At 41.1% G+C, this 12,705-nt stretch carries 14 protein-coding genes; 4 read left to right on the plus strand and 10 right to left on the minus strand.

Translation table 11 applies throughout. The annotated features are described in order from the left end of the window. Nucleotides 1-144: 144 nt before the first annotated feature. The 7 genes from Q0O89_RS02160 to Q0O89_RS02190 form a co-directional block, all read right to left on the minus strand. Nucleotides 145-1,551: a DHA2 family efflux MFS transporter permease subunit gene (locus tag Q0O89_RS02160; protein WP_293730145.1), complete on the minus strand. Its 1,407-nt coding sequence runs from the start codon at nt 1,549-1,551 to the stop codon at nt 145-147. Between the two features lie 5 nt (nt 1,552-1,556). Next, on the minus strand, nt 1,557-2,066 hold the full coding sequence (gene mobB / locus Q0O89_RS02165; protein ID WP_293730146.1) for a molybdopterin-guanine dinucleotide biosynthesis protein B: 510 nt from the start codon (nt 2,064-2,066) through the stop codon (nt 1,557-1,559). Beyond that, entirely contained in the window at nt 2,063-2,443 is a 381-nt protein-coding gene (locus Q0O89_RS02170; protein ID WP_273393727.1) for a hypothetical protein, read from the minus strand. Before Q0O89_RS02170 ends, mobB begins: the two co-directional genes overlap by 4 nt. A 109-nt stretch (nt 2,444-2,552) precedes the next feature. Continuing rightward, entirely contained in the window at nt 2,553-3,380 is an 828-nt protein-coding gene (manZ, locus tag Q0O89_RS02175; RefSeq protein ID WP_273405922.1) for a PTS mannose transporter subunit IID, read from the minus strand. A gap of 14 nt (nt 3,381-3,394) precedes the next feature. Continuing rightward, nucleotides 3,395-4,192: a PTS mannose/fructose/sorbose transporter subunit IIC gene (locus Q0O89_RS02180; protein WP_135710183.1), complete on the minus strand. Its 798-nt coding sequence runs from the start codon at nt 4,190-4,192 to the stop codon at nt 3,395-3,397. Nucleotides 4,193-4,204: 12 nt separating this feature from the next. Then, nucleotides 4,205-5,170, minus strand: a complete 966-nt coding sequence (locus Q0O89_RS02185) for a mannose/fructose/sorbose PTS transporter subunit IIA (RefSeq protein ID WP_293730147.1) — start codon at nt 5,168-5,170, stop codon at nt 4,205-4,207. 208 nt (nt 5,171-5,378) lie between these two features. Further along, entirely contained in the window at nt 5,379-5,927 is a 549-nt protein-coding gene (locus Q0O89_RS02190; protein ID WP_293730148.1) for an alpha/beta fold hydrolase, read from the minus strand. Nucleotides 5,928-6,064: 137 nt separating this feature from the next. Between Q0O89_RS02190 and Q0O89_RS02195 the strand changes: the two genes are divergently transcribed. Next, on the plus strand, nt 6,065-7,570 hold the full coding sequence (locus Q0O89_RS02195; protein ID WP_293730149.1) for a sodium-dependent transporter: 1,506 nt from the start codon (nt 6,065-6,067) through the stop codon (nt 7,568-7,570). A 2-nt stretch (nt 7,571-7,572) separates the two neighbouring features. Continuing rightward, a complete protein-coding gene (locus Q0O89_RS10500) occupies nt 7,573-7,665 on the plus strand; it encodes a methionine/alanine import family NSS transporter small subunit (RefSeq protein ID WP_366516011.1) in 93 nt (30 codons plus the stop codon). Nucleotides 7,666-7,736: 71 nt separating this feature from the next. Here the strand turns inward: Q0O89_RS10500 and Q0O89_RS02200 are convergent, their stop codons facing one another. The 3 genes from Q0O89_RS02200 to Q0O89_RS02210 are packed head-to-tail and all read right to left on the minus strand — an operon-like array spanning nt 7,737 to nt 9,998. Continuing rightward, nucleotides 7,737-7,877, minus strand: coding sequence for a FeoB-associated Cys-rich membrane protein (locus Q0O89_RS02200; protein ID WP_273395354.1), 141 nt, complete (start codon nt 7,875-7,877; stop codon nt 7,737-7,739). Continuing rightward, on the minus strand, nt 7,874-9,730 hold the full coding sequence (locus tag Q0O89_RS02205; RefSeq protein WP_293730150.1) for a ferrous iron transporter B: 1,857 nt from the start codon (nt 9,728-9,730) through the stop codon (nt 7,874-7,876). Before Q0O89_RS02205 ends, Q0O89_RS02200 begins: the two co-directional genes overlap by 4 nt. 1 nt (nt 9,731) lies before the next feature. Continuing rightward, complete coding sequence (locus tag Q0O89_RS02210) at nt 9,732-9,998, minus strand: FeoA family protein (protein ID WP_293730151.1); 267 nt, start codon at nt 9,996-9,998, stop codon at nt 9,732-9,734. Between the two features lie 177 nt (nt 9,999-10,175). Here Q0O89_RS02210 and Q0O89_RS02215 point away from each other — a divergent pair, with 177 nt between their 5' ends. Together Q0O89_RS02215 and Q0O89_RS02220 are read left to right on the plus strand one after the other, a co-directional pair. Beyond that, a complete protein-coding gene (locus tag Q0O89_RS02215) occupies nt 10,176-11,135 on the plus strand; it encodes a YeeE/YedE family protein (RefSeq protein ID WP_293730152.1) in 960 nt (319 codons plus the stop codon). 14 nt (nt 11,136-11,149) lie between these two features. Then, nucleotides 11,150-12,529 (plus strand): rhodanese-like domain-containing protein, encoded by a 1,380-nt coding sequence (locus Q0O89_RS02220; RefSeq protein ID WP_293730153.1) that lies wholly within the window; start codon nt 11,150-11,152, stop codon nt 12,527-12,529. Nucleotides 12,530-12,705: the final 176 nt, after the last annotated feature.

Here is a 12,705-nt window from a genome sequence, read left to right on the forward strand (position 1 = left end):
ATTTTTCAAGTTTTCACAACAGCGCGTCGTTGTGTGGGGCGTATTATAGGGATTTCAAAATCCTTTGCAAGCACTTTTTTTCAAAAAAGTTGAAATTAATTTACAAGCGATGATTTTGCATACAAAGTGCGGTCAAAATCTGTATTATTTTGCTTTTTTGCGCAAATTATCACCATCATTTTTATGCAAACAAGCCATTAGCAAGGCTAAAACAAGGCCAAAACTAGCAGAAATTAAAAAGGTATTGCTAAACGCCTTTGCCAATTCAAGCTGTTCATTTCCCAAGTGTGCGCGCCACAACGCCAAAATTACAGAAGAAACCGCAATCCCAAATCCAATCCCCACTTGTTGCATCATACTTAACACCGTTGATCCCGCACTGGCTTGCTTATCATTTAAGTCACTAATGGTTAAGGTATTAACTGCGGTAAACATCAAAGACATACAGCCGCCATACCACATCACAACGGGGACATAAATCCATAAAGGCGTACTTTCATTCAAACAAGACATTGTCGCAATGGCACAAGTCATTAAAATCGCATCAACAATCAATGCTCTTTTATAGCCAAATTTCATCAATAACTTAGTCGTGGAAGTTTTTACCAATATAGAACTTAACGCAATGGGGGCAATCATCAATCCTGCGGTTTGCGCATCATAATGAAACGTAATTTGCAACATCAAAGGTAACAAAAACGGTACGCCCGATCCCGATATTCGCACAAATAAATTCCCTAAAAGCCCCAATCTAAAGGTACGAATTTTCCACAGCGAAAGCGGAATTAACGCATTCTCAATACGTGAAGCATAAATCACATAAATCAAAAGCAATCCAACACCACTTGAGATCAGTATCAGCGCTTTCGCTTTTTGATGAATATCTTCCGCAATCACATCTAAGCCGAAAGTTAATGCCACCAATCCCGAAGCAAATAAAAGAAATCCCACCCAATCTAAGCGCGATGATGTACCGTAATCATTCTTCATATATTGATTCGCCACACCAATACCGACTACAGCAATCGGAATATTAATGAAGAAAATCCAATGCCACGTCATATGCATCACAAACCAACCGCCCAGAATCGGCCCAAGTACAGGCCCAATCAAGCCCGCCATGGCCATTAAATTCCAAGCCGAAATTAAATGAGATTTTTGCACATTCCGAATAATTGCCAGCCGTGCCACGGGCATCATCAACGCCCCACCAACCCCTTGTAAAATCCGAGACGCAATTAATACATTCAAACTCGAAGACATCGAACAAGCCAAGGATCCCAATCCAAAAACCAATACCGCAGCTTGAAAGGTTTGGCGTGTACCAAAACGATCGGCGATCCAACCACTCAACGGAATAATGGCCGCTACCGTCAAACTATAACTAATTACCGCCATTTGCATTTCTAAGGGCGACTCACCCAAACTCGCCGAAATAGCCGGCAACGCCGTATTTAAAATAGTCGCATCCAAAGACTGCATAAATAACGCCATTGCCGCAATCCACGCCAAGGGGCGATAATTCTCGACTTTGCCTTCAGCATTGATCATCACGCTCATCCTATTTTCACTTGCTGCTGATAATAATCCATAATAAAAGAAGTTATTTCCGAAATTTCATTAAGATTTAACCACACTTTATCTGTTTGCACTTCATAATCCGTTGCAACAGCAAGCACATCTTGATCCAATTCAGGAAAAGGTTTTGTCATCGACTGACGATGAAGCAAAATTTTGGGAATCGGTTCTTGCTTAAATCCTTCCACCAAAATCAAATCCGTTAAAGCGGGGTCAAATTGCGTTGCCAAATAGGTTAAAGAAACAGGTGCCACAGGCGTTTCCGTCATTAATGCCCAACGAGTATCACAAGCCATAATCACCTGACTTGCCCCCGCTTCTTTCATGCGCCAGCTATCTTTGCCTTCTTTATCCACCGTTGCATTATGATGGCTATGTTTAATCACCGCCACACGCAATCCAAGTGCGGTTAATTCCGGCACGATTTTTTCAAGCAAAGTGGTTTTGCCGCTACCGCTGTAACCGGTAATACCCAATAATGGAATCATTCTTTGTCTTCTTTTAAGTTATTCGCCACAAATTTTTGTAATTGTGCAATTTCACGTTTCGCCTTATCTGAAAGCACTTTATTCTCTCGTAGCATTTGTTCGCTACGTAGCTGAATATATTTCAAATAATCGCCATTTTTTGTGTGTTCAAATTGCGCTTTTGCCGCATACATTTCATTAAAATCTTTATTCGCCTGTGCCAATAACATTTTTTGCCCCATCAACACAAACAACGCCAAAATCAATGCCACAATTGACGCATATTGCGAAACATACCAAAGCAATCCGGCAATAACTAAAAGTGCGGTGACTAATGGCGATGAATTTTTAACGTAGGTTTCTGCCGGTGGTGCTTTGATTAATTCTTTTAAATTCATATTCACATCCTCAAAATATTGTTTTTTCTGACCGCACTTTTCTCTTTTCACACACAAAAACAAAGGCAGCCCGAAAGCTGCCCTAAATCATATCATTATTTCAACGAAATTACGCCAAAATACCTAACCAATAACCTAAAATCCCCACACCGAATAATGCAAAGATAATGTACATGGCGTTTACTTTACGGCGTAATAATGCCATACAAACGAATGTTAACAATAACGCCATTAGGCCCGGTAATAAAGAATCTAACACGCTTTGAACAGTTGTTACTACTTCTTGACCTTCTTGGTTAACATAGCGTGAAAGTTCAAGTGGGATATTGATGCTTGTCCATTTGGACACCAAGGAGCCCATGACAAAGAGACCAAGAATTGACGCCCCTTGAGTCACTTTTTGTAAACGGCCGCCACCCATATCACCCACGATTTCCGTCCCTTTTTGGTAACCGTATTTGAAACCATACCAACGGGTTAAGGCACGGAAAATATTGATACCGATAAAGAACAATAATGGGCCAAGTAAGCTACCGCTAATCGCAAGACCGGCACCAAGTGCGGCTAAAACCGGGCGTAATGTTCCCCAGAAAATCGGGTCACCCACACCGGCTAAAGGCCCCATAAGACCCACTTTCACACCGCTGATTGCCGCATCATCAATGTCCGCACCATTGGCGCGCTCTTCTTCCATCGCGGCAGTAACGCCCATAATGGCAGAACCCACCCAAGGTTGTGTGTTGAAGAACTCAAGGTGACGTTTTAAGGCTGCCGCTTGATCTTCTTTGCTTGAGTAAAGACGTTTGATTGCAGGAATCATTGATACCGCAAAACCCATAGATTGCATACGTTCAAAGTTGAAAGAACCTAATAAAAAGGTTGAACGCCAGTAAGTTGAGCGAATATCCGCTGCAGTTAATTGTTTTTTCTCAGACATTTTCAAATTCCTTCTTATAGACCTTCAAGTTCATCATCTGCAAGTTCACGTTTTGCTTGCGTTGCCACTTGCGCGTTTTGGTTAAATTGTGGGTTTAATTGGATATAGATTAATGCTAAGCATGCGCCTAAGAAACCTAAACCCACTAAGTTGTAGTCAGAGAATGACGCGATAACGAAACCCAAGAAGAAGAATGGCATTAACGCACCTGCGCGCATCATATTGATCACCATCGCATAACCTACGACCACGATAAATCCACCTGCGATTTGTAAACCACGTGTTACCACTTCAGGAATTGCATTTAAGGCGTTAGTAACTGTATCTGTACCTGCCACTAAAGCCACTGCAAATGTCGGGATTGCCACACGTAACGCTTGTAACGCCAAGCCTGTGAAGTGACAAAGTTCGATACCACGGAAGTTGGCTTGTGTCGCATAATCGTCCGCTTTGTGTTGTAAGAAAATGGTTAAAGTACGTACAAAGATCGTCAATACTTGACCTGCTGCTGCTACCGGAATGGCTACCGCGATAGCTGTCGTTTTGTCTTGACCGCCTTTGATAACAAGGATAGCCGCGATAACAGAGGCTAATGCCGCATCCGGTGCCATTGCCGCACCTACGTTCATCCAGCCAAGCGCTAACATTTCAAGCATACCGCCTACGATAATGCCGGATTGCAAATCGCCAAGCACTAAACCGATTAAGGTACAAGCGACCAACGGACGATGTGTTTGACGTTCATCAAGCACAGAACCCATACCGCAAATTGCAGCCACCAATGTGACTAAGATAATTTCTAATGTTGTCATAAGTTAGTTTCCTTAGAATTGGAGAGCATCTAATTTTGCTTTTGTAATTTCGACTTTCGGGTTGCTTGCCACTTTTTGCATAGTTAAATCAACCCCTAAATCTAATAATTTATGGAAAGCTTCCACATCAGCTTTGCCCACAGTCACCGCATCAGATAACATTTTATTGCCATCTTTATACGTCATACCGCCCACGTTCACTTTGTCGATTTTCACACCGCCCTCGATTAAACGTAAAACATCTGCAGGTTTAGTCACTAACCATAAAATGTTTTTGCCCGTATATTGTGGATTGTGGTAAACCTTAATCGCTTTTTCTACAGGGATGACATAACCTTTTAAACCAGGTGGTACAATTTGTAGCAATAATTCACTACGTAATTTATCGTTGGCAACTTCATCGCTAATCGCAAAAATTGCTTCACATTTCACCGCTTTTGCCCAAGAGGTTGCGACTTGACCATGAATCAAACGGTCATCGATACGCAACAACGTAATATTCATATTACCTTTTAGGTTAGGATTGCGCGGAGCCGGTGCTGTAACAGGTACCGGCTCTGCTTTTGGCGCAGGTGCCGCTTTAGGCTCTGGATTACGGAATGATTTCACCGCCATCACACCCACTTCTTTGGCCGTTTCAGCTAATTCTTCAAGATCTGCACTGTCTTTTGCATCCAACACCTCTAGCAACATTGGAAGACTAATGCCTGTTACAATATCCGTATTGTCTCGGTTTGCCGCAACACGCGCTGCCGCGTTATATGGGCTACCACCAAATAAATCCACAAGGAACAGAACTGGTTCATTTTCAGGGAGTTTTTCAATAATTGCGTTATATTTGGCAACTAAATCATCACCACCTTCACCAGGTAAGAATGTAACAACATGGGTATTTTCATCTTCACCGAAAACCATTGCAGCTGAGTTTACGATTTCTTCTGAAAATTTACCGTGTGTCGCAACGATAATATGAGTCATTTCAGATCTCCATTTTAAGTAAAAAATTTGGGTTTCACGTTTCAGCAAAGCATCAAATAAAAAAGCAAACGTTTGCTCGAAAAATGCTGTCCTAGTGTATTTTTTGCCTAAAAATAGTCAAACAATTTTTTTCTAAAGTTTGATCAAGATCACACTAAATTTTTAGTTGATTCATTTTTTAAAAATCTTGCCATGGTTTAACCGCACTTTAACACGGAAGGATTTCCTCCAACACCACAGGCAATTCCGTCACCCCTGCACTCTCCGTAAAATGCTTATAGCCATTTAACAACAAATACTTCGCCTCCAACTGTTCCGCTAGTTGAGCGGTAAATTGAGGATTCACCACATGATCATCAGCTGAAGCAATCGCTGTACGTTGAGGAATATTGGCAATAAGTTGAGAGTAATTTAACGTTTCTTGAGTAAATTCCTCTAATTCAGGCAAATTGGGTAAATGCTGATCAAAACCGGCCACGAGAATAAGCTTGTTGATTTTCTGATTTTGGCTTGCTAAAAAACGTAATGTCGCAATACATCCCAAACTATGCCCAACAAAAATATCTGTTTCTCGAATTTCAGGGATTTCTGATTGATGATAAGCAAGCCATTCTTGTGGATGGGGGTGAGCGGAATTCGGCATATCAAAGACTTCAACATAAAACCCTTGATTCTCTAACCGCGCTTTTAACCAGGGAAACCAATGTTTTTGTGAATTGGCGGTATAACCATGGGTAATAAAAACTCGTTGTTGCATCTCAATTCTCCTTAAATTTTGCGAAAAATATAACAGATTTTGCCGTATTTATCGGTGTTTTTCTTGACTGAGCACAAAATTCCTTTATATTTCATAGTTTACTTTCACTTAACAATCAAAAAAACAGGAGCGTCTGAATGAGCAATTCAAAACGCGAAACATTCTCCGGGCGTAAAGCCTTTATTATGGCTGCTATTGGTTCTGCAGTCGGTCTCGGAAACATTTGGCGTTTCCCTTATACCACTTACGAAAACGGCGGTGGTGCCTTTATCATTCCTTATATCATCGCGTTATTAACCGCGGGTATTCCCTTGTTATTCTTAGACTACGCCATTGGTCACCGTCACCGTGGAGGTGCACCATTGTCTTACCGTCGTTTCAACCGTCATTTTGAGACTTTCGGTTGGTGGCAGGTGATGGTGAACGTTATCATTGGCTTGTATTATGCCGTGGTATTAGGTTGGGCTGCCACTTATACCTATTTTTCTTTCAGTAAAGCCTGGGGGGACAAACCTGTCGATTTCTTTATTGGCAACTTCCTCAAAATGGGCGATATTGCACAAGGTATTAGCTTAGAGTTTGTTGGTATGGTCGTGGGACCATTAATTGCAGTCTGGATCATTGCATTGGCAGTATTAGCCCTTGGTGTTCAAAAAGGAATTTCAAAATCCTCAAGTATTCTTATGCCATTGCTCATTATCATGTTCTTATCTTTAGTTATCTATTCTCTAACCTTAGATGGCGCGGCAAAAGGCTTAAATGCACTCTTTACACCAGACTGGGACAAACTTTCCGACCCAAGTGTATGGATTGCTGCTTACGGGCAAATTTTCTTCTCACTATCAATCTGTTTCGGCATCATGGTAACCTATGCTTCCTACTTGAAAAAAGATTCCGATTTAACAGGTACAGGCTTAGTGGTAGGTTTTGCCAACTCAAGTTTTGAAGTTTTGGCTGGTATCGGTGTATTCTCAGCGCTAGGTTTCATGGCTACTGCACAAGGTGTAGAAGTCAGCGAGGTCGCTAAAGGCGGTATTGGTTTAGCATTCTTTGCTTTCCCAACTATTATCAATGAAATCACCCCATTTGGTGAAATCATTGGTGTATTATTCTTTGGTTCATTAACCTTTGCAGCATTAACCTCTTTTATCTCTGTGATTGAAGTAATTATTTCGGCAGTCCAAGATAAACTTCGTATTCGCCGTTCAAAAGTGACCTTTATCGTGGGTTTACCAATGATGTTTGTGTCCGTTGTATTATTTGGAACCACAACAGGCTTACCAATGCTCGATGTTCTCGATAAATTCGTCAACTATTTCGGTATTGTTGCCGTAGCCTTTGTTTCACTCATGGTGATTGTTGCCAATGAAAAACTCGGTTTATTGGGCGAGCATATCAATGAAACGTCCTCATTTAAAGTGGGCTTCTTCTGGCGTTTATGTATTGTTGTCACAACAGGGATTTTAGCCTTTATGCTCTTTAGTGAAGGGGCAAAAGTCTTTACAGATGGCTATGAAGGATATCCAAGTTGGTTTATTAACATTTTTGGCTGGGGAATGGCAGGCAGCCTCGTTGTTGTTGCATTCTTGCTCTCTCGCTTAAAATGGAAAAGCGAAACTTTAGCGGAACATAAAGGAGAATAACAATGTCAACAAGCGCAATAATTATGATGATATCGGCATTAGTCATCATCTGGGGTGGATTGATTCTATCCATTTTCCATTTGCCAAAAGAATAAAAAAATTAACCGCACTTTAAGAGATTTCTTAAGTGCGGTTAAATTTTACGACCTTTTATGTGTTTGCTCAGTTAATGACAACCACCACCTTTTTTACCACAGCATTTATCACAACCATTACAAACACCACGCTTGCGATTAAGTACAAACTTCCAAACAATATAACCCACGCAAGCCATACCAATTATTCCTACAATAATATTTTGAATCATAAAACCCCCGATGCAATATGATAAACCACGAGCGCAAAGAAATAAGCCAACGCAAACAAATAAGCAGTAATTAAGAAAGTTTGTTTGGTCGATTTTGTTTCACGTTTAATCACCGCAAGAGTTGCCATGCACATTGGCGCATAAATATACCAAGTGATAAAGGCAAGAGCTGTTGGTAGCCCCCAGTCATTTGTAACTACAGGTGTGAGAGATTCCATAATTTGATCTTCAGAACCGCTCATGGCATATACTGTTCCCAATGCTGCAACAACAACTTCACGCGCCGCAATACCCGGAATCATCGCGATACACATTTGCCATGTAAAACCTAATGGCGCAAAAATCGGCTCAATAATATGCCCTAACATCCCGGCAAAAGTATAATCAATCGCTGGTGCTGTCGCACTTTCTGGGGCGGACGGGAAGCTGACTAAGAACCACAAAATCACACTTAACGCAAAAATGACTGTACCTGCTCGTTTTAAGAATGTACTCACACGTTCCCATAAAGTCAAACAAATATGTCTAAAGTTTGGCATGCGATAAGTTGGCAATTCCATTAACAACGGGAATTGCTGGATTTTGCCTTTTCGTAAAGCAAAACGCTTGGTGACATAAGCAACCAATCCTGCAGATAAAATACCAATAAAGTACAAAGCAAAAAGCACTAAACCTTGTAAATTAAAAATCCCCCAGACTGTTTGATCAGGAATAATCGCCCCAATAATCAACGCATAAACAGGCAATCGTGCAGAGCAAGTCAACATTGGTGCAATGGCAATCGTCACCAACCGTTCACGCGGATCTTGAATGGTTCTGGCAGACATCACTGCAGGAACGGCACAAGCAAAACTTGAAAGCAACGGAATAAAGGCACGGCCTGACAAACCACTTTTAGCCAGCAAGTTATCTAATAAAAATGCAGCTCGAGGCAAATAACCTGAATCTTCCAATAACAAAATAAACGCAAACAAAATGGTAATTTGTGGAAGAAAAACAAGTACCCCACCCACACCAGCAATCACGCCATTAACTAATAAATCAGCTAACAAGCCTTCTGGTAATTGCGTTGTCACCCACTCACCTAGCCATGTAAAACTATCTTCTATTAGCGACATAACAGGCTCTGCCCATGAATACACCGCTTGAAACACTAAAAGAAGAATAACTAATAACAGGCTCACACCAAAAACAGGATGCATCACCACATTATCTAATCGTTGATGCCATGAAGGAAGCTCGAGTTCTCTTGTTACTGCTTGAGAAAGAATATGCTCCACTTCTTGATAAAGTTGCTGACTATCTATTTGCTCAAGCATTTTTTCAGCCGCCTCAGAATCTAACGGAGAGGAGGCTTGAAGAGATAAGGTTTTAATCGCTTCACATAACGCTTTTGCGCCGTCTTTTTTAATCGCAACGGTTTCAAAAACAGGTACATCAAGCAATTCACTCAATTTTTGTGTATCAATTAACAAACCACGCGAACGCGCCACATCACTTAAATTGAGTGCCACCACAATCGGCAAGCCAAGACGCTTAATTTCAAGCACCATACGTAATGTCATACGTAAATTTGTTGCATCGGCAACGGCAATAATGCCATCCGGACGCTGCCCCATTTTGCCTAACACCACATCGCGCGCGACGGCCTCATCTAATGTAGTTGTACGTAAACTGTAGGTTCCAGGTAAATCAACAATACGAATATTCGCATCATCAATAAATGTTCCTTCTAATTTATCAACCGTGACACCAACATAATTAGCCACTTTTGCATTAGAACCTGTTAGACGATTGAAAAGTGCGGTTTTACCACAGTTCGGCGCACCTAAAAGCGAAAAATAGCAACTCATTTTATTCACCTACAATGCGACATAAAATCTTATCCGCCTCAGTAGCACGTAAGGCAAATTGCGATTTATTACCTAAACGTACCGCATAAGGCCCTTGACCTAACGGTCCTTTTGCAATCACTTTGAGCGACATGCCTTTATAAAATCCTAAATCTGCTAAACGGCGGCTCACAATATGATCAATCTCACCAAAAATATCACTGCTCACAATTTCATGAATTTGAGCCGATACATTTTTTTCCAGAGAAGAAAGTGAAATCACTGACATTTTGCACCTCTTATTTTAAATAAAAATAACTCGCATTATGATAACAAATGAGAATTAATCGTAAATAGAGAGATATTTCAATTCATTGATCTAAATCACATTTATAACGAATAGTTTTGTTTTAACGACTTTTTATGTTTTAATAGCTAAACTTATTATCGTATTAAGGTTTAATCGATGTATTCAGGTCTTATCATAGGGATGCTTTTCGGCATCTTACTTCAACGTGGGCAATTCTGTTTCGTTTCAGGATTCCGCCAAATTTATCAACAAAAAAGCATCCGTTTTCTCACCGCACTTTTTATCGCAATCAGTATTCAATCGATGGGGTTCTTTGCGCTCGCTGAATGGGGTGTAATCACCATTCCCACATCGCAACTTCCTCTTCTTGCCACCTTACTCGGCGGATTTATTTTTGGTTTTGGCATGGTGTTCGCAAACTGTTGTGGAAGTGGCGCATGGTTTCGCTCGGGCGAAGGGGCATTAGGCAGTTTTATTGCCTTAATCACTTTTGCCATCACCATGGCATCGACACAAACAGGTTCATTGAAAAATATCACTAATAGACTTACTACCAACCCAATAGAAATCGACAATATTTATCTGACATTAGGCATTTCTCCCTGGGTGTTGATTGCCCTTTTATTGCTGATTACTTTAGTTTTAATCAAGAAATACATGGCACAAAAAATCCCTCATACAGCTTATTTAACGCCATTAATGACAGGTACATTCATCGGTTTGCTCGGCATTGTAGCTTGGTATTTCAGCGCACAAGCAGGGCGAAATTACGGCTTTGGCATCGCTGTGCCGTCTGCAAACGTAGTGCAATATTTAGTGACCGGACAACAACGCTATTTGAACTGGGGAAGTTTGTTTGTTCTAGGCATTATTTTGGGGTCACTCCTATCAGCAAAACTCACCGGCAATTTCACCTTGCGCGTTCCTGAACCCCAAGATTTTTTACGTCGCATTATAGGCGGCGTGCTGATGGGAATCGGCGCAGCACTTGCTGGTGGCTGTACAGTAACCAATACACTTGTCGCCACGGCCTACTTTTCTTGGCAAGGCTGGCTTGCCACTTTCATGATTTTCATCGGAAGCTGGACAGCCACCTTCGTTTTCAAACGTTCTTAAAAAAGGAAAAAACAATGAAATTCTTAACCGCACTTTTAACAAGCACTATCGCATTAGCATTAACAGCCTGCGACGATCGTAGCGTGAAAAAAATCGATACCGAAACCTTACTCAAAAACATAAACAACCCCGATTATGTACTTATCGATACGCGCCAAGATAGTCTCTACAACGGTTTCAAAGATAAAAATGCCACACGTGGCGGACATATTAAAGGTGCCATTCAATTTACTACCGAATGGCTAGATGGCATTGCTGAAGATAAATTTGAAAGTTTTGCCGCAGGGAAAGGTATTACAAAGGAAAAAACTTTGGTGTTTTATGATAGTAATCCCGACAATTTAGAGCGAGTTTCAGCGGAATTCGCCGCAAAAGGTTACAAGGTTCGCGTATTTAATGATTATTTAAACTACGTCAATGCAACGGATTATCCACTTGAACAGTTCCCCCATTTCCAATATAGCGTATCACCACAATGGGTCGATGCGGTAATGAAAGGTGAAAAACCTGAAAGTTACAACAATGATAAATTTATGATTTTCGAGGTATCTTGGGGACCGTTAGAACAGGCTAAAGCTTATACACAACATATTGTCGGTGCATATCACTTTAATACGGATTGGATTGAAAATGACCCTATTTGGAATTTATCCGATCCGAAAATCATTGAAGCCAATTTGCTCAAAAATGGTATCACGAAAGACAAAACCATTATTTTATATTCGGATAATCAACTGGCCGCATATCGTTTATTCTGGGCACTTAAATGGGCAGGCGTAGAAGATGTTCGTGTACTCAATGGCAATCTCAGTACTTGGATGGACGCCAACTTACCAACGGAAACCCAAGTGAATATTCCACAGCCTGAAACGGCTTTTGGTGTAACCATTCCTGCACACCCGGAAATCAATATTTCGATGCCACAAGATGCCATTCAAGCACAACAAACCGGCACGAAACTCATTAGTAATCGGTCTTGGGATGAATATCAAGGCAAAATCAGTGGTTATGACTACATCCCCGGAAAAGGCGAGCCACAAGGGGCAATTTGGGGCTTCGCGGGAACCGATTCGTCCAATATGGCTGATTATTACGACCCCGACAACACCTTGCGCAACCCGAATGAAATCTTTGCCTTATGGGAAACCCAAGGGATTAAAAAAGGCGATAAATTAGCTTTTTATTGCGGCACAGGTTGGCGTGCAGGCGTGCCTTGGTTTATGACGCAATTGGCCGGCTGGAACAATACCTACATTTATGATGGGGGTTGGAATGCATGGCAAATGGATTCTAAATTCCCTGTTCAAAAAGGCGCACCCCATAATATGAGCAAACCGGATGCCAAAAATGATTTTGGGAAAGTGATGAAAAAAGGCGCATCTTGTAAGAGTTAACTTTAGGGTCTGTTTATCTTTCAATAAAAGGCTGCGGCGGAGCTTATTTTTTGCCCAATCAAGGCAAAAAAAACTGCCGTTTAGTCATTCTAAACACAAAAGTGCGGTCAATTTTGACCGTATTTTATTTTCCCTTTCGCTAGCTTTTTCAAGTATAATCGGCTTGATTTTCATAA

The sequence above is a fragment of the uncultured Actinobacillus sp. genome (genome assembly GCF_945915845.1).
In the GTDB taxonomy this organism is placed as follows: Bacteria; Pseudomonadota; Gammaproteobacteria; order Enterobacterales; family Pasteurellaceae; genus Exercitatus.